The organism is Cryobacterium sp. N19 (genome assembly GCF_002929595.1).
Lineage (GTDB): Bacteria > Actinomycetota > Actinomycetes > Actinomycetales > Microbacteriaceae > Cryobacterium > Cryobacterium flavum.
Window position 1 is genome coordinate 307438 of the sequence record NZ_PJJR01000054.1, and the last position, 17666, is coordinate 325103.

General features: G+C 63.3%; 17 protein-coding genes and 2 tRNA genes. 17 read left to right on the forward strand and 2 right to left on the reverse strand.

The features are described 5' to 3' along the window. The first annotated feature begins 116 nt into the window (after nucleotides 1-116). From CXY78_RS19555 to CXY78_RS19595, 9 genes are all read left to right on the forward strand, one after another. A complete protein-coding gene (locus CXY78_RS19555) occupies nucleotides 117-1751 on the forward strand; it encodes an ABC transporter substrate-binding protein (RefSeq protein ID WP_092339825.1) in 1635 nt (544 codons plus the stop codon). A gap of 100 nt (nucleotides 1752-1851) precedes the next feature. Next, nucleotides 1852-2943 (forward strand): ABC transporter permease, encoded by a 1092-nt coding sequence (locus tag CXY78_RS19560; RefSeq protein ID WP_092339826.1) that lies wholly within the window; start codon nucleotides 1852-1854, stop codon nucleotides 2941-2943. A gap of 2 nt (nucleotides 2944-2945) precedes the next feature. After that, on the forward strand, nucleotides 2946-4034 hold the full coding sequence (locus tag CXY78_RS19565) for an ABC transporter permease (protein WP_092339827.1): 1089 nt from the start codon (nucleotides 2946-2948) through the stop codon (nucleotides 4032-4034). After that, nucleotides 4034-5737, forward strand: coding sequence for an ABC transporter ATP-binding protein (locus CXY78_RS19570; protein WP_092339828.1), 1704 nt, complete (start codon nucleotides 4034-4036; stop codon nucleotides 5735-5737). The genes CXY78_RS19565 and CXY78_RS19570 overlap by 1 nt, the downstream gene beginning before the upstream one ends. Nucleotides 5738-5742: 5 nt before the next feature. Continuing rightward, the gene (locus tag CXY78_RS19575) at nucleotides 5743-6633 is read left to right on the forward strand and encodes an ATP-binding cassette domain-containing protein (protein WP_092339829.1); all 891 of its coding nucleotides are present in this window, start codon (nucleotides 5743-5745) and stop codon (nucleotides 6631-6633) included. A gap of 230 nt (nucleotides 6634-6863) precedes the next feature. Beyond that, nucleotides 6864-6936 (forward strand) — tRNA-Asn (locus tag CXY78_RS19580). Nucleotides 6937-7058: 122 nt separating this feature from the next. Then, nucleotides 7059-7934, forward strand: a complete 876-nt coding sequence (locus CXY78_RS19585; RefSeq protein ID WP_092339830.1) for a sensor histidine kinase — start codon at nucleotides 7059-7061, stop codon at nucleotides 7932-7934. A gap of 21 nt (nucleotides 7935-7955) precedes the next feature. After that, on the forward strand, nucleotides 7956-8699 hold the full coding sequence (locus CXY78_RS19590; protein ID WP_092339831.1) for an AzlC family ABC transporter permease: 744 nt from the start codon (nucleotides 7956-7958) through the stop codon (nucleotides 8697-8699). Then, the gene (locus CXY78_RS19595) at nucleotides 8696-9001 is read left to right on the forward strand and encodes an AzlD domain-containing protein (RefSeq protein ID WP_092339832.1); all 306 of its coding nucleotides are present in this window, start codon (nucleotides 8696-8698) and stop codon (nucleotides 8999-9001) included. Before CXY78_RS19590 ends, CXY78_RS19595 begins: the two co-directional genes overlap by 4 nt. Here the strand turns inward: CXY78_RS19595 and def are convergent, their stop codons facing one another. Further along, a complete protein-coding gene (gene def / locus CXY78_RS19600; RefSeq protein WP_104090781.1) occupies nucleotides 9002-9574 on the reverse strand; it encodes a peptide deformylase in 573 nt (190 codons plus the stop codon). Nucleotides 9575-9614: 40 nt separating this feature from the next. Here def and CXY78_RS19605 point away from each other — a divergent pair, with 40 nt between their 5' ends. From CXY78_RS19605 to CXY78_RS19625, 5 genes are all read left to right on the forward strand, one after another. Continuing rightward, complete coding sequence (locus tag CXY78_RS19605) at nucleotides 9615-10529, forward strand: DMT family transporter (RefSeq protein WP_092339834.1); 915 nt, start codon at nucleotides 9615-9617, stop codon at nucleotides 10527-10529. A 155-nt stretch (nucleotides 10530-10684) separates the two neighbouring features. After that, entirely contained in the window at nucleotides 10685-11965 is a 1281-nt protein-coding gene (locus tag CXY78_RS19610; protein ID WP_092339835.1) for a glycosyltransferase, read from the forward strand. A 33-nt stretch (nucleotides 11966-11998) separates the two neighbouring features. Next, nucleotides 11999-12072 (forward strand) — tRNA-Ile (locus CXY78_RS19615). A 126-nt stretch (nucleotides 12073-12198) separates the two neighbouring features. Beyond that, the gene (locus CXY78_RS19620; protein WP_233206247.1) at nucleotides 12199-12480 is read left to right on the forward strand and encodes a helix-turn-helix domain-containing protein; all 282 of its coding nucleotides are present in this window, start codon (nucleotides 12199-12201) and stop codon (nucleotides 12478-12480) included. Between the two features lie 80 nt (nucleotides 12481-12560). Beyond that, a complete protein-coding gene (locus tag CXY78_RS19625) occupies nucleotides 12561-13667 on the forward strand; it encodes a tyrosine-type recombinase/integrase (RefSeq protein ID WP_158253356.1) in 1107 nt (368 codons plus the stop codon). A 48-nt stretch (nucleotides 13668-13715) separates the two neighbouring features. Here the strand turns inward: CXY78_RS19625 and CXY78_RS19630 are convergent, their stop codons facing one another. After that, entirely contained in the window at nucleotides 13716-14408 is a 693-nt protein-coding gene (locus CXY78_RS19630) for a GntR family transcriptional regulator (RefSeq protein WP_140425742.1), read from the reverse strand. Nucleotides 14409-14536: 128 nt separating this feature from the next. Between CXY78_RS19630 and CXY78_RS19635 the strand changes: the two genes are divergently transcribed. The 3 genes from CXY78_RS19635 to CXY78_RS19645 are packed head-to-tail and all read left to right on the forward strand — an operon-like array spanning nucleotide 14537 to nucleotide 17663. After that, entirely contained in the window at nucleotides 14537-15553 is a 1017-nt protein-coding gene (locus CXY78_RS19635; RefSeq protein WP_199182645.1) for a tripartite tricarboxylate transporter substrate binding protein, read from the forward strand. After that, nucleotides 15553-16131 (forward strand): tripartite tricarboxylate transporter TctB family protein, encoded by a 579-nt coding sequence (locus tag CXY78_RS19640; protein WP_233206248.1) that lies wholly within the window; start codon nucleotides 15553-15555, stop codon nucleotides 16129-16131. The genes CXY78_RS19635 and CXY78_RS19640 overlap by 1 nt, the downstream gene beginning before the upstream one ends. Next, on the forward strand, nucleotides 16131-17663 hold the full coding sequence (locus tag CXY78_RS19645) for a tripartite tricarboxylate transporter permease (RefSeq protein ID WP_104090790.1): 1533 nt from the start codon (nucleotides 16131-16133) through the stop codon (nucleotides 17661-17663). The genes CXY78_RS19640 and CXY78_RS19645 overlap by 1 nt, the downstream gene beginning before the upstream one ends. The last annotated feature ends 3 nt before the right edge of the window (nucleotides 17664-17666 follow it).

Sequence of the window (17666 nt, forward strand, 5' to 3'; positions counted from 1 at the left end):
CTGAGCGTGGCTACCTGCGAATTCTGTGCTAATTCTTACCTAACAGCAATGAAAAGTTATGCCCATTTTTTGGGTGTTCCGGTTCATGAGACTTCTACAGGAAGAGGACGACGGATATGACATCCGCATTCACTAACGGCAAGCGTGCTCTCGTTGCCACAACCGGACTCGCGGTCGCCGCACTGGTTCTTTCCGGGTGCGCTTCCGGCGGTAACACCACACCGGCGGCCACCGGCGGCCCGATCACGATCGGCACGACCGACAAGGTAACCACGCTCGACCCGGCCGGCTCCTATGACAACGGCTCTTTTTCGGTGCAGACCCAGGTCTTCCCATTCCTCATGAGCAGCAAATTCGGAACAGCGGATGTCGAACCCGACATCGCCGTCAGCGCCGAGTTCACAGCGCCCACGGAATACACCGTCACCCTCAAGCCCGACCTCAAATGGGCCAACGGCAACGCACTCACCGCCTCTGACGTCAAGTTCAGCTTCGACCGCCAGCTGGCGATCGCGGCCGATACCGGCCCGTCGTCGCTGCTCTACAACCTCGACAGCACTGCTGCTGTGGATGACACGACCGTCGTCTTCACGCTCAAAGCCGGGAACGACCAGATCTTCCCGCAAATTCTGTCCAGCCCCGCTGGCGTGATCGTGGATGAAGACTCCTTCTCCGCAACGGAGGTCACCTCCGACGATGACATCGTTGCCGCTGAGGCCTTTGCCGGCCAGTACGTGCTGACGAGCTACGACTTCAACAACCTCCTCTCCTACAAGGCGTACGAGGGCTACGAAGGTCTGCTTGGCGCTGCCAAGACGGATGTCATCAACGTCAAGTACTACACCGACGCTTCGAATCTGAAGCTCGACGTGCAGGAAGGCAACATCGACGTCGCATGGCGCAGCCTCTCCGCGACCGACATTGACGACCTGCGCGGCAACGACGCTGTCAAGGTCGTTGACGGCCCCGGTGGAGAAATCCGCTACATCACCTTCAACTTCAATACGCAGCCTTTCGGCACGACGACCGCTGACGCCGACCCGGCCAAGGCCCTCGCCGTTCGTGCCGCAGTCGCCGACGTTGTTGATCGCGCCGAGCTCGCCGATCAGGTCTACAAGGGCACCTACACCCCGCTGTACTCCTACGTTCCCGCCGGAATGACCGGTGCCACCGAATCGCTCAAGGGTCTCTACGGAGACGGCAAGGGCGGGCCGGACGTCGAAAAGGCCAAGGCTGACCTCGCCGCAGCCGGCGTGACCACGCCGATCGCACTCAACCTTCAGTACAACGCCGACCACTACGGCCCCGGTTCGAGCGACGAATATGCGCTGATCAAAGACCAGCTGGATGCCTCCGGCCTGTTCACGGTTAGCCTGCAGTCGACCGAGTGGGTGCAGTACTCCAAGGACCGCGTAGCAGACGTGTACCCCGCTTACCAGCTCGGCTGGTTCCCGGACTACTCCGACGCTGACAACTACCTGGCCCCGTTCTTCGCCGAGGGCAACTTCCTCAAGAACCACTACGACGACGCCGACGTTACTGCCCTGATCCAGAAGCAGGCCGTCACCACCGACGCCGCAGAGCGTACCGCGCTCATCGAGGAGATCCAGGACAAGGTTGCGGCGCAGCTCTCGACCGTGCCGCTTCTCCAGGGCGCCCAGGTTGCCGTCACCGGAACAGACATCACCGGGACCGGGGACACACTTGATGCCTCCTTCAAGTTCCGTTACGGCGCGCTGGCTAAGGGCTAGACCGTACAGCGACTAGAGTTTTCTCTAGTTTGATCACCGGGGGTGTTCAGCGACACGATCGCTGGATGCCCCCGATTCTTTTTGCAATTGTGAGGTAGTAATGACCACTGTGGCGATGAAGCCGCCCGTACCGGCGGCCGGGCGTGTTCCCAAGAAGAAATCCAGCCCGGGCGGTGGAATAGGCCGTTACCTTCTCATACGCTTCCTGCTCATCTTCCCCACCATTTTCATCCTGGTGTCGATGGTGTTCTGGCTCATGCGTACGACCGGAGACCCGATCACCGCCGCTCTCGGCGGCAAGCTCGGCCCGGATCAGCTTGCCGTACTCATTCACGAAGCCGGCTACGACCGACCGATTATTATTCAATACTTCGAATACCTCGGCCAGGTCTTCACCGGCAACTTCGGCACGACCATCAGCACGAATCGTCCCGTGTCTGAAGTCCTGCTCACCTACGGATCCGCGACGGCCGAGCTCGTGTTCTACGCACTCATCGTAGCCTTCATCGTCGGAATCCCACTCGGTATGGTCGCTGCGTACTGGCGCGACAAAGCACCGGATGCCTTTCTCCGCGTGTTCGCCATCCTCTGCTACGCCACCCCGGTATTTTTCGCCGGGTTACTTCTCAAGCTCGTCTTCGCGGTTTGGCTCAAGGCCTTACCCGTTGCCGGCCGAGCCACCGTCGGTTCCGAATTGCAGATGCAGTTTCTTCCGGACAAGACCGGTATCTATCTGATCGACGCAATCAAGACGGGCGATCCCGCCGTACTGGGTGACGTTCTGCTGCACGCCGTGCTTCCCGCGTTAGCGCTCGGACTCCTGACGGCCGGAGTGTTCCTGCGACTCGTGCGCACCAACGTCATCGGAACCCTCGGCACGGACTACGTCAATGCCGCTCGCTCCCGGGGAGTGAATGAATTCCGTCTGGTCAGCAAGCACGCCTATCGGCCCGCGCTGATTCCGATCATCACCGTCATCGGATTGCAGGTGGCGCTGTTGTTGGGCGGAGCCGTGCTGACCGAAACCACCTTCGAATGGAAGGGCCTGGGTTTCATGCTCATCGAATTCATCAAGGCCCGTGACTTCGTAGCGGTGCAGGGAATTGTTGCCCTTCTCGCCGTGATCGTGGCCCTGTCCAACTTCATCGTGGACATCATCGCCGCGCTCATCGACCCGCGAGTGAGGTACTGACCATGACAACGCTCACTGAAACCACCCACGCCCCCAAAGCGCCACTGTGGACACGACTGCCCGTCATACACCAGCTCCGGCAGAGCGTTGGGCTGCAACGAGGCATGCTCGTCGTCGGCCTCGTGATCACTGGAATCTTCATCCTGACCGCGATCTTCGCCCCGCTCCTGGCGCCTTACGGCTTTAGCCAGCTCCGCGATGCGAACGGAACGTTCGGCGCCCAGCAGTCACCGGGCGGCGCTCACTTTCTGGGCACCACCGTCGGTGGTTACGACGTGCTCTCCCGTGTCATCTGGGGGTCGCAGACCGCGATCACCGTGATGGTCATCGCTGTCGTGCTGTCGATTTTCGCCGGCGTGGCCCTGGGTCTCGTCTCCGGTTACTTCGGCGGCTGGCTCGACCGGGTACTCGTGGTCATCTGCGACGCCGTCTATGCCTTTCCGGCCCTGCTGCTCGCGATCGTCATGGGCATTGTCATCTCCGGTGGCCGATCCGGTCTGTGGGGCGGAATTTTCGCCGCCGCGATCTCGATCACCGTGGTCTTCATCCCGCAGTACTTCCGGGTGATTCGTGCTGAGACCGTGCGCATCAAGGCGGAAGCCTACGTGGAGTCGGCCCGCGTTCTCGGTGCCAGCAACGGGCGTATCATGTTCCGTCACGTACTGCGTAATGCCACCCGCACCCTGCCGCTGATCTTCACGCTCAATGCCTCTGAGGCACTCCTGACCCTCGCGGGACTCGGCTTCATCGGCTTCGGCATCGAACCGTCGTCGGCCGCCGAGTGGGGCTATGACCTGAACAAGTCACTGTCCGACGTGACCAGCGGCATCTGGTGGACGAGCCTGTTCCCAGGTCTGGCAATTGTTCTCGTGGTTCTCGGCATCACCCTCGTTGGTGAAAGCCTCAACGACCTCGCCGACCCGCGCCTGCGCAGTCGACGTGCTCCTGGCAAAACCGCCGGAGTCGTCGCCGCAACGAGCGTTGTTGCCGGTGGAACCCTGTCCGCCGGCCCCGGAGGAATCGAGGGGCTCGAACCCGACGCTCCAGCCGACAACCCGCACCCGAACGACGACCCATTTGAGGCCAAATAATGAGCGCTCAGTCCCTTCCCGACGTCGTTCGCATCGACAACCTCAATGTCACGTTTGCCACCGACGGTGGTGCCGTCAAAGCAGTCGACGGGGTGACCCTGCGGGTTGCTCCGGGCGAGATTCTCGCCATCGTGGGGGAGAGCGGCAGCGGCAAGAGCGTCACGGCCAAGACCATCCTCGGGTTGCTGCCAGAAACGGCAACCGCGCACGGTACCGTCATCCTCAGCAGCAAGGACGGTTCTGATTCCAACGACGTTCTCGCGGTGAGCAAGCAAAAGTTGCGCCAACTGCGGGGAACGGATGTTTCCATGGTGTTCCAGGAGCCGTCTACGGCCCTGAACCCCGTGTTCACCGTCGGTTGGCAGATCGCCGAGGGTATTCGCGCCCACGGTGAGTTCAGCCGCAAGGAAGCCCGCGCGAAGGCCATTGAGATTCTCGGCCGCGTCGGCATCCCCGACCCGCAGAGCCGTGTCGACTACTACCCGCACCAGTTCTCCGGCGGCCAGAAGCAGCGCGTGGTTATCGCCATGGCACTCGTGCTCGACCCTGGGCTGATCGTGGCCGACGAACCGACCACCGCGTTGGATGTGACGGTGCAGGCCGAGATCCTCGACCTGCTGCGCCGTTGCCGCGATGAATTCGGCACCGCCATCGTGCTCATCACGCACAACATGGGCGTCGTCGCTGACCTCGCCGACCGCGTCGTCGTCATGTACGAGGGCAAGATCGTGGAGGAAGCGCCTGTGCACGAACTCTTCTCAACACCGCGACACGACTACACCAAGCGACTGCTCGGCTCGGTGCCCCACGTCGGCCAGGGCACCATTCGCGCGACCCAGCGCGCTCTGTCCCGCGAACCCGGCTGGGCAGCCGAACCCCCGGTCGTCGTGGCCGACAACCTGAAGATCCAGTACCCGGGCCGGTTGGGGAAACCCGGTTTCACCGCCGTCGACGGCGTGAGTTTCGTCATCCGCTCTGGCGAAGTGCTCGGTCTGGTCGGCGAGAGCGGATCGGGCAAGACCACGATTGGCCGTGCCATGGCCGGACTCACCCGGGTGACTGATGGTTCCCTGAGTGTGCTCGGGCACGAGATGAACGGATTCAAGGAACGCGCCTTCAAGAAGGTGCGCAGCGACATCGGCTTCGTCTTTCAAGACCCGGCGTCAAGCTTCAACCCGCTTCTCACGATCGCCGAGTGCGTCGCCGAACCGCTCGTCGTGCACGGGCGCGCCGCCAACGCCGGGGCCGCCCGTAAGCGGGTCAACGAACTGCTCGAGGCGGTGCAGCTGCCGCGCGCCTACGGCGACCGATACCCGCACGAGCTCAGCGGTGGTCAGCGCCAGCGTGCCAGCCTCGCCCGCGGCCTCGCGCTGGAACCGAGTCTGCTGATCGCCGACGAGCCCACCAGCGCGCTCGACGTGTCGGTGCAGGCCAAGGTGCTCGAGCTCTTCGCCGAACTCCAGAGGGAGTTCGGCTTCGCAGCCCTGTTCATTAGCCACGACCTCGCGGTCGTCGACATTCTCGCCGACCGCATTGCCGTGCTGTATAAGGGGAAACTGGTCGAGGAAGGTACCGGTGCTGAGGTGCTCGGTGCCCCGAAGGATGCCTACACCCAGCGTCTCCTCGCCTCGCTGCCGGTTCCGGATCCGGCTGCCCAGGCGCTGCGCCGGAACGAACTCCGCATTCTGCGGGCGGCGGGATAGTCCGTATGAGGCATGGCGCGGTATCCGTACCCCCAATCCAGACCAGCGATCTGACCATCGAATACCCACCCCACGGTGCCAGCCCGGCGTTTGTCGCGGTGCACGGGTTCACCCTGCGCATCGAGCCCGGTGAGGTGGTGGGGCTGCTCGGCGAGAGCGGTTCCGGCAAGAGCACCGTGGCCCGGGTGCTCTCCGGTGACGCTTTTGTGAGCGACGTGACCGGCATCCGTCCGCAGATCACCGGGGGAGACGCGACCGTGCTGGGGTTCGGCCTGCGCCGCATCAGCAAGCGCAAGCTGGCCCGGCTCACGTTCGGGGTCGGGCTGCTGGCCCAGGACGCTGCCGATACCCTGCCGTCGACCATGACGGTGGCCGAGATCGTCGCTGAGCCCGTGCTGGAACGCGATCGACGCTACAACCGTCGCGCCCTCGGCGCCCAGGTGGCCACCATGATCGACGCGGTGCGCCTGCCCCTGACGGTTCTAGGACAATACCCTTACGAGCTCTCCAGCGGCCAGCGACAGCGTGTGGCGCTGGCCCGTGCGCTCGTGTTCGGTCCGGCGCTGTTGATCGCTGATGAGCCCACAGCAGGCGTTGACGTACTGGTGCGCGACGCGGTTATCGACCTGATCAGCGAATTACAGCAGGAACGGTCGTTCTCGGCTCTCGTCATCAGTCACGACCTGGCTGTGCTGCAGCGGGTGGCCAACCGCATCGGTGTCATGCATCAGGGCGTGCTCGTCGGCCTCGGCACCATCGACGACGTCTTTCGAGACCCGTGGCATCCCTACGTGCGCGGACTAGCCGCCGCCCTGCAGCATCCCGCAAGCGCTGCAACCGACACTGCCGCAGCCACCGCCAGCGACGATGAAACGGATGCCGCAGCCGCGAGCTGATCGCCGGTTGCGACCGATCGCATCCGCTTGATGCGCGATCGGTCGCGGCCGGCCCGACACGCCCGACCGGCTTTTGGCGCATCAGACTGCTCATTAGTTGCAAGCGGCCCACCTTTCGGGGGATGCAGGGCCTTTGAACTGGCAAATCGGGCACGTCAGAGCCGATCGGCAGTCGACGTGGTTTGGGACAGGCAAGAAACCTTGGTAAAGTAGCAACGCTGTTCAAGCATTCCTCGATAGCTCAATTGGCAGAGCAGCGCACTGTTAATGCGCAGGTTCTTGGTTCGAGTCCAAGTCGGGGAGCGAAAGGCCACTCAGGGCTCCACCCCGGGTGGCCTTTTTTGTCGGTTCGTTTTGTGCCGACAAAAAAGGTTCTTCCAATTTCGACAGTGCGCCGGGCTTGGCACACGAGACGGCGGTCAGCAGTGGATTTCTCGCAACTTCTGGTACCAGCACTCGGCGTACTCTCCGGGGCGCTGCTCGTGCTGTGGGCCATCTCGCTAATTCGCTCACGCCGGGTACTGTTCGACCGCAATGCCGCCGAACGCGTGCGCATCGAACTGGAGCTCTCGCTCGCCGAGCAGCAGGGACGCTTGGCCATCATCCGCGAGCTGCAGGATGGCGCCGTGCTCACCATCGCCCGCCTTATCACCCGCGCCGAGGGTGCCCGCTACACCGCCGAGAGCGACCCGTCGACGGCTGTGCGCGCTGCCACGGCGCTCGTCGATGACGGCCGGGTGGCTCTCGCCGACATGCGCCGCGTGCTGACCATCGTGCGCGAGGGCGAGACCGTCGGCGCGCTCCAGCCCGGCCCGCAGTCGACCCGTGACCTGTTTCGGGTGATGCGCGACGCCGGGCTCGTGGTGAGTTTCATCGAATCGGGCGAACGCTTCGCACTCAAGGCGGGCGCCGAGCTCGCCATCTTCCGCATTCTGCAGAGTGCCCTCTCCAACGCGCTCAAGCACGGCGGCGTCGGTACCGAAGCTCGCGTGTCGTTCACCTGGACCCGCGACGGGCTGCAGCTGCTCGTCGACGACGACGGCATCCGTGCTGCAGCCCGTCGGGACGGCAAGGATTCCGGCGAGCAAGCCGCACGCACCCCGTACACGATCGAGGACGACCTCAAAGCCCTCAGCGAGAGCATTGCCGGCCCCGGCATCACGCAGATGCGGGAGCGCGCCCAGCTGTTCGGCGGCGTGTTCAACGCCGGAACGGTGCCCGGTCTGGGTTTCTCGGTTTCGGCTGTGTTCCCGTCACTGCGCTTTCACAACGGCGTGCACGGCGTCGACCTCACCCGGTGACCCCGGGCACCCCTCCTCACCGTGCCTGCGACCCACCCCGACGACGAGACACGCCAGCAACGCCTGGCCGTTCGTGAAGGTCTGGCCGTGGGGCTCGCGACCGCTGCCTATGGGGTGTCGTTCGGTGCACTTTCGGTCGCCGCGGGGCTCGACATCTGGCAGACCAGTTTCATTAGCATCGTCATGTTCTCCGGGGGCTCGCAATTCGCCCTCATCGGCGTGCTCGCTGCCGGTGGGGTCGCCGCAGGCCCGGCAGCCATCGCGAGCGCAGCGCTGCTCGGTGTGCGCAATGGCATCTACGGCATGCGTACCGCACCGATCGTCGGCGCCGGCCTCTGGAAACGCCTGGCCGCCGGGTGGATCACGATTGACGAATCAACCGCGGTCGCTCTCGCCCAGCCGACACCGCACAGCCGCCGGGTCGGCTTCTGGGTCACCGGCGTGGCGGTCTTCATAGGCTGGAACGCGACCACCCTGATCGGCGCACTGATCGGCGATGCCCTCGGCGATACCCGGGCATACGGGCTCGACGCTGCAGCAGCGGCCGCGTTCGTCGGCCTGCTCTGGCCCCGCCTCAAGCGGATGCAGGCGGTCGCGGTGGCCGTCGCGGCTGCGGTCGTCGCCGCCACGCTCACCCCCGTGCTCATGCCGGGTCTGCCCGTGCTGGTCGCCGCCCTCGTGGCGGTCGTGGTCGGACTGTTCAACTGGCTGGGCGGGCCGACCGTGCCCGGCTGGGCATCCGCTCGAACGAAGTTGCGCTCATGACCCTGTGGCAGATCATTATTGCGGCTTCCATCGCCGTGCTCGCGCTCAAGCTGGCCGGCTATCTCGTGCCGCCGGCCCTGTTGCAGAAGCCCACGCCGTCGCGCATCGCCGACCTGCTGACGGTGGCGCTGCTGGCGGCGCTGATTGCCGTGCAGACGCTCGGCAGCGGGCAGGCACTCACCGTGGACGCTCGCATTCCCGCCGTGATCGTGGCGGCCGGGCTGTTCGCGATCAAAACGCCGTTCATCGTGGTCGTGATCGTGGCGGCGCTGGTCGCCGCGGGGCTGCGCGCGCTGATCTAGCTAGCCCTCGAGGTCGTCGATGCCGGGGGTCCAGCTCAGGCCGGGCACGCCCCAACTCTTCTTGCGTTCGACCTTGGCCGCCATTTTCGCGTAGACGTGCTCCAGGCGATCCACATAGAGCGTGCCGTCGAGGTGGTCGTATTCGTGCTGGAAGATGCGGGCGAGCCAGCCATCAGCTCGAATCTCGAAGGGTTGCTGCTCGGCATCAACGGCCCGCAGAATGGCGGACTGGGATCGCTTCAGGGGAAAACGCTCGCCCGGAAATGACAGGCAGCCTTCGTCTTCGTCGACATCTTCGTCATCGACGGGCTCGGCCGACACCGGCGTGATCCACAGTTCGGGGTTGATCGCAACGCCGCGCCACGATACCTCGTCGTCGTCCTGGTAGCTGTAGGTGAAAATGCGTAGCCCAACCCCCACCTGAGTGGCGGCGAGACCGACCCCCGGCGCGGCATCCATCGTCTCGAACATGTCTCGAACCAATTCGCGCAAACTATCGTCGAAATCGACGACGGGAGCTGCGGGGGAGTGGAGAACGGGGTCACCTGAAATTACTATCGCGCGCACGGCCATTTCTCCAGAATATCGGCAAGCTTGTCGATAGGGTCATCAAGTGACCTCCGACCTAACCGATCTGGCGACAGAAATCGCTATCGATCCACGTCAGGCCATCGGAATTCCGCTGGCCTTGGTCGGTGCGGTTTTTCTCTCCCTCGGCGCTCAATTCCAGCACCGTGGCGTCACCAAAGTCGAGGCGCGCACCGAAGAGGTCACCGGCGGACTCAACGTACGCCAGCTGACCCTGCTGCTGGCTCGGCCGTCGTGGGTATTCGGTTCGCTCATGCTCGGCCTGGCCATCGTGTTCCAACTGACCAGCCTCGCCTTCGCCCCCATCATCGTCGTGCAGCCGCTCGGGGCAGTCGCCCTCGTGATCACCGCCGTGCTGAACGCGAGAGTCAGCAAAGTCAAACTCAATCGGGCCAGCATTATCGCCATCTCGATGTGCGTGGGCGGGGTCGGCCTGTTCGTCACCGTTGCCGCGTTCACCGCAGTCGACAAGCCGGTCACCGACCAAAACCTGGTGACCATCCTCTTCGTGCTTGCGGCCGTACTGCTGGCCTTTGGGCTCGCCTTTGGGTTTCTGCGCCGACGGTCCCAGGCGATCTTTTACATTCTCGGCGCCGGTGTGCTGTACGGATTCGTCGCCACCCTCGCAAAGGTCGTGATCAACCGCACCCAGCACGGCAACTTCGAGTGGCTGACCCTCACCTGTGTGCTCGGCCTGCTGTTGGCCGCAGCGCTCGGGGCCTACTTCGTGCAAAACGCCTACGCGTCCGGACCGCCCGATCTGGTCATTGCCGGGCTCACCGTCGTCGACCCGCTCGTCGCGGTGGGAATCGGAATCGTTGTGCTGGGTGAAGCCAGCCAAGCCCCACCCGCAGCCGCAATCGCCTTCGTCGTTGCCGGCGCGATCGCCATTTGGGGCGTCTTCCTGCTCGCGCGCTACCACCCACAACTCGATCGCTGACCTCCTGCGAATTTCGGCCGCCACGGTGCGGGGCGCCGCGCGGGTGGCACGGTTTAGAATAGGGTTCGAGTGCGCAGCGTCATTTCTTGCCGCGCGCACCCGAGATATCCTGCCGGACGATGATCCCCGGCCCAACAACGTAGGGACCACTCCACTTGTCAGATTCGACCGACTTGCTGAGCAGCCCGACTCCGGGCGATGCGCCCGAGAGCGCGACGGATGCGCCGACCGAGAAACCTCGGATTCGCGTGCTCATTGCGGCCGACACATTTGCACCCGATGTGAACGGTGCGGCACGATTTGCCGAGCGGCTCGCTGCTGGCCTCGTCGCCCGCGGCCACGAAGTGCAGATTATGGCGCCGGCCGCGTCGCGCAAGCACGGCAGCTGGACTGAGATGCACGAGGGCCAGGCCATGGTGGTGCACCGCCTGCACAGCTGGCGCTGGTACCCGCACGACTGGCTGCGATTCGCCCTGCCTTGGCTGATTCGCGGCGAAAGCCGGCGCATTCTCGATTCGTTCCACCCCGATGTCGTGCACTTTCAGTCGCATATCAACGTGGGGCGTGGTGTGTCCATCGAGGCGGCGAAGCGCAACATCCGCTTGGTCGGCACCAACCACTTCATGCCGGAGAACATGGTGAAGTTCTCCCTCGTTCCGGTCGGTTTGCAGGATCGAGTCATCAAGGCCGCGTGGCGGGCAGCCCGCCGCACCTTCGGGCGCGCCGCAGCGGTCACGACTCCGACCCGCCGCGCCGCCCAGTTTCTTGAGAAATACACCGGCCTCACCGGGGTATACGCCATCTCCTGCGGGATCGATGCCGACAACTACGCACCGAATTTTGAGCCGCGCACCGAGAACCGCATCCTCTTCGTCGGTCGCGTCACCGGTGAGAAGCAGATCGACGTCCTACTTCAGGCTGCAGCGCTGCTGTCCGCCGATCTCGATGCTCAAATTGAAATCGTCGGCGGGGGCGATCAGAAACGCAACCTGGAGCACCTGGCCGACACCCTCGGCATCCGCTCGCGTGTCACGTTCACCGGTTACGTGACGGATGACGAGCTGCGCGCCGCCTATTCGCGCGCCACGGTGTTTGCCATGCCCTCTGTCGCCGAGCTGCAGAGTATCGCCACGATGGAGGCGATGGCCTCCGGACTGCCCATTGTCGCGGCGGATGCCATGGCGCTGCCGCACCTCGTGCACGATGAGGCGAACGGGTACCTATTCAAGCCGAGCGACGCGCAGGATCTGGCCGACAAGCTGACCGTGGTTCTCACCGCGCCGCCGGATCGCCTGGCGGAGCTCAAGCGAGAGTCACTCAAGCTCATTGCCGCGCACGACATCAAGCGAACGTTGAACACATTCGAATGCCTGTATCGTGGGGAGCCGGTGAGCGATCTGGTCCCCAATGGGGCCTCGTCGCAGTCGCCCGAGTAATATGTGTTGGTACAACCGTTGGTTGTGCCTTTTGGGGCGGTAGCTCAGCTGGTTAGAGCAGCGGACTCATAATCCGTCGGTCCCGGGTTCAAGTCCCGGCCGCCCTACTCGAAACATCGCTTGATCAGGTTTTCTTGTTCTCACCATAGGAGCAAGACTTGATAAAGTATCCGTTTATTATCCGTTTATTCAAAAATTCTGACCCCTCACAGCCACCTCTGCGGGAGGTGCACGTGCGAGTTCGAGTGCTCTGGATCGGCCTCGCCCACCTGTGGGTTATGGACACTCAAACCCTCTATAGGCTCGGTCTTGAGCCTGTACTCACGACGAGCGAGCTCGCCGAGTATCTCGGTGTGCACGTGCAAGCAATCTACGATCTCCGTAACGATGGCCGCGGACCGACGGGCTTTCGCGTCGGGCGGGAGATTCGATACCACGTATCGGATGTTCTCAGCTGGCTCGAGAGTCTTCGTGAGCCGGATCGGTCTCGCCGCGCTGTCGGATCCGATCTCTGATGGCGGGGCGTCCCCGCACACCCATCAGCACCGGTGGCACGATCAGAACGCGTAAGGTCAAGTCGGGAATGTTTCGAGCCGTGACCGTCTTTCGTGATTGGGATGGCCAGACTCGCAAGGTCACTGCGACCAGCTCGAGTCGAAACGCTGCGGAAGCCGCGCTCAAGGTCGACCTGGCCGCACGGATGCGTGCCGGTGGACTCGACGACGCTCTGAACGCAGGGTCGCCGTTCCCGTTGCTCGCCGCCGCCTGGCTCGACGACGTCGAGCACGACGTTGACCGTTCTCAAGGCACCAAAGAGACGTATCAGCGTCAGCTGGGAACACTGGTGCTGCCCTTTTTCGAGCACTTCGCCATTCGAGAGGTGAGTGTCGGCCGGGTTGAGCGCTATCTCAAGCAGCAGCGCGAGAAGTCGTACACCCAGGCGAAGCACTCACGCACGATCCTGGGCATGATCATGGCCTTCGCCGTTCGACGAGAGATCATTGCGCGCAATCCCGTCAAGGAGGCTTCGCGCATGAAGAAGCCTCCGCATACCCCGAAGGCGCTGACGACAGAGCAGATCGCCGCTATCCGACTTGCGGCGCGCGAGTGGCGTTCGCAAGAGGGCAGGATGGGACCGCGGTCCGACGGCCAGGTGCGCGACATTATCGAGGTGATGCTCGGCACGGCGACGCGCATCGGAGAGGCGCTCGCGCTTCGTCAGTGTGACGTCGACCTGGATGCTGATCCGCCCCAGGTGAGCGTGAGCGGAACGATCGTCGTGCACAAAGGGGCCGCCGTGCACCGCCAGGAGCACCCGAAGACCCACGAGTCGAGCCGGATCATCCCCGTGCCGGAGTTCGCGGCCGACGTGATTCGCCAGCGCCTGGCGTTGCTCGATCCGGAGGATGCGGAGCATCTGCTGTTCTACTCCCGGGTGGGCACTCCGCTCACGCCGTACAACGTTCGGCGCACGTTCCGAGGGATACTCCGAAATGCTGGTCTCGAGGGCATGGACATCACTCCGCACTCCTTTCGCCGCACCGGCGCGACTTTGCTTGCCAACGAGCTCGGCATGCAGGCGGCGGCCGACATGCTCGGGCACACGTCAACGTCGACGACGAAGGCGCACTACGCCGAGCCCGACCGTACCGTGAAGTCGCGGCCGGCGGAGGTGATGCAGCGGCTGGCGCCGCCGGAATGATCGGTCACTGTTCATCAATGCGTGTGATCCGCTTCTGGGTTCAAACCGCTAAAGGGTGGCATTCTTTGACACTGTGAGTTGCTCGAGAGTGCGTCTCACGCCTTCCACGGCCACATGGCCTGCGGTTTCAACGTGCTCGACCATTGCGCGCTCCGCGCGCGCAGAGTCACCCGATGCAATGGCTTCGAAGACCGAGTGATGTTCGGTCACTGCTTTCTGCACGCGCCCGGGTTGTTGTGTCGTCAGCGTTCGATAGCGGTCTACGTGTCCGCGAATTTGTCGGAGCATGTCGGCGCACTGCCGGTTGTCCGAGATGGCCTCTATGCCTCGGTGGAACTCGGCGCCGAGGCGGACGACCTCGACGTAGTCGTCTTTGAGGAGATCCATCAGGTGCAGCAGGCGCTCAAGCTCGGGTAATTCGGCTTTCTGGATGCGTTCGGTTGCATCGCGTGCGAGAAGGCCCTCGAGCCGGGCGCGGATGTCGTAAGTGCGCTGGGCGTCCTCGATTGAAATGGGGGCAACCATCGAGCGCCCTGAGGAGAGCCGCACGACCAGGCCTTCGGCCATCAGCGCTTTGATCGCTTCACGCACGGGTGTGCGGCTGACGCCCAATTGTTGGGCGAGGTCTGGCTCGCTGACGACCGTACTCGGGGCCAGGCGCGCGGAAATGATTAGCTCACGCATTGCTGGATAGACACCCACGGAGGGTGCAAGTGCACGCACGTCACGATTCGAATTCACGCGCTCAGTCTGTCACAGCTGCATAACGGTATGCAGCATATGTGTATACAGGTGTTCAGGAACACTACGCTGATCGAACGAGTCGCGGCAATGGTGCCGAGGCCGAGAAGTCAAAGGGGTTCCTTCTCGTGAGAAGTTCTAAAATCATCCTGGCCATGGGAGCGATTGCTGCTCTGGCTTTGACCGGCTGTGCCAACTCCGCCACCGAGGCAGATCCTTCAGCCTCGGCTGGGGTCGAAGCTGAGGCCGTGAGCATTGGTCGTGTCAATATTATTGCCCCCGCTGCTCCCGGCAGTGGCTGGGACCAGTCGGCGCGAGCCGTTCAGGACGCACTCCAGACGAGCGGCCTTGTCGACAGCGCCGAGGTGACCAACGTTCCCGGAGCATCCGGAACCGTCGCCTTGGCTCAGGTTGCGCCGCAGTCGGGTGAGTCCGGTCTGCTGGTAATGAGCGGACTCGCGATGATGAGCGGCATCATCACCAACGGCACGAGCGTTTCCCTCGACGACCTCACCCCCATCGCGCGTCTCATCGGCGAGAGCGAAGTGATCGTCGTTCCGGAGGGTTCGCCGTACGAGGACATTGACTCTCTGTTTGCGGCAATCAAGAAGGACCCCGCATCCATTTCGATCGCCGGTGGTTCGGCGGGCTCGGCCGACCACGTCTTCATCGGCCTGCTAGCGCAGGAATATGGCATCGACCCGACTGAGATCAACTACGTCCCCTTCTCCGGCGGCGGAGAAGCCACCACCGCGTTGCTTGGCAACCAGGTCGTCGCAGGAATTGCCGGGACAGGCGAGTTTCAGGAGATGATTCTGGCCGGCAAGCTCAATGGCCTCGTCGTCTCTTCGCTCGAGCCGGTCGACAGTCTCCCCGACGTACCGACCATGACGGATGCCGGTTTCCCCAACCTCGAGTTTGCCAACTGGCGTTCGATCATGGCACCGCCCGGCATCACTGCCGCTGAAGAAGAGGCATACATCGCGGCCATCGTGACCATGCATGCATCCGCTGGTTGGAAGGAGATCCTCTCCACGAACTCGTGGCAGGATCTGCTCATCACCGGCAGTGAGTTCGGCGACTGGCTCACGACCGAGAACGAGCGAGTCACGGGCATCCTGACCGATCTGGGCCTCGCGCAATAGTGTCTGAAAACAGCCATTCGGATTCCAGGTCCTCGGCGGCAGCGCAAGCTGTCGCCGGCGGCTCGAAATCCCGGCCGCAGCCGGGCGGCCATCCTGCCGGCGTTCCGTGGGGAGAGCTCACGTTCAGCGTCGTGCTGGTCGTTCTTGGAATCCTCGTACTCTTCGACGGCCTCGGGCAGCCGGAATCGAAATCGGCGTCCGGCATCGGTGCCGGATTCTTTCCCATCATCATGGCCGTGTTCCTGCTCGCCATCGCGGCTGCACTGGTGTTGCAGGCCCTCCGCGGAGTGCGCGGCGAAGCCGACGAGGCGGAAGGAGACGTCGATACGACGAACACCCGCTGGCTCCAGGCACTCATGGTCGTCGGCGCGGTGCTGTTCTTCGCCACTGTGCTCGAGTCGCTCGGGTACATCCTGACCAACGCGATAACTTTTCTCGCAGTGGCTTACGCCATCGGCGCACGGCGCTACGTGCGTGACGGAATCGTCTCCCTCGTGTTGTCCATCGTGATCTATATCGTGTTTACGCGGGGGCTATCGATCAGCCTTCCCGCCGGCATTTTTGAGGGGCTGTTCTGATGGAAGGTCTGGAAGGCCTGCTACACGGTCTTGAGGTCGCATTCACGCCGCAAAACCTTCTGTTCGCCCTGATCGGTACCATCGTCGGTACCCTCATCGGTGTGCTGCCGGGCATCGGTCCGGCCCTGACCATCGCACTCCTCCTGCCGCTGACCTATGGAATGGAACCGGCCAGTGCGTTCATCATGTTCGCGGGAATCTACTACGGAGCTATGTATGGCGGGTCGACGACCTCCATTCTGCTGAAAACACCCGGGGAATCCGGCTCGATCATCACGGCCATCGACGGCAACAAGATGGCCAAGGCCGGGCGTGGTGCCGCCGCCCTAGCTACGGCGGCCATTGGATCATTCATCGCAGGAACAATCGCCACAATGTTCGTGGCGCTGTTCGCCCCGATGATCGTGGACGTGGCCATCAAACTGGGACCGCAGGACTATCTCGCCTTGATGGTCATGGCCTTCCTCACCGTGAGCGCCCTCGTCGGCTCGTCGCCCCTCCGCGGACTTGCCAGTCTCGCCGTCGGCATGGTCATCGGGCTCATCGGCATCGACTTTCAGAGCGGCGAAGATCGCCTCACATTCGGTATGGTTCGACTGCTCGACGGCGTCGACACCGTCATCCTCATCGTTGCGCTGTTCGCCATCGGCGAGGTGATCTACGTTGCCGCGCACCAGAAGTCCAGCCGGTTCGAGCACATGTCGATCAAAGGACAGCGCTGGATGACGCGCAGCGACTGGAAACGGTCATGGAAGCCATGGCTTCGCGGAACGGCCATTGGCTTTCCGATGGGCGTCATCCCGGCGGGTGGTTCGGAAATCCCCACATTTCTGTCGTACTCCCTCGAGCGCAAATTGTCGAAGCGCCCCGAGGAATTCGGAAAAGGGGCTATCGAGGGCGTCGCCGGCCCGGAAGCCGCCAACAACTCCAACGCCGCTGGCGCGCTCGTGCCGCTGCTCACGCTCGGTATTCCGACCTCCGCCACCGCAGCGGTCATTCTCGTCGCCTTCCAGCAATACGGCATCCAGCCTGGCCCGCAGCTGCTCGACACCCAGCCAGCCTTGGTCTGGGGACTTATTGCGAGCCTCTTCATCGGTAACCTGATGCTTCTCATCCTGAACCTGCCGCTAGTGGGGCTCTGGGTGAAGATCCTCAACATTCCCAAGCCATACCTATACGCCGGTATCGCCATGTTCGCCCTGCTGGGGGCATACTCGGTCAACGGTTCGACCTTCGACGTGCTGCTGATGCTCGTGCTCGGGCTCGTCGGCTACCTCATGCGACGCTTCGGGTACCCTGTTGCACCACTCATTGTCGGGGCGATCCTGGGCCCCCTCGCCGAGTTGCAGCTGAGGCGAACCTTGGACATTTCTGCCGGTAATCTGGGTGCCCTCATCGATTCACCGTTCTCAGCCGTGGTCTACACGCTCTTGGCACTCGTGCTGATCCTGCCGGTTGTCGTGCGCCGCATCCGGCGGCGTCGGGCTGACGTAATCGAACCCGTCGTGCGGTCAACGACTCTCACCAAGTAGCGG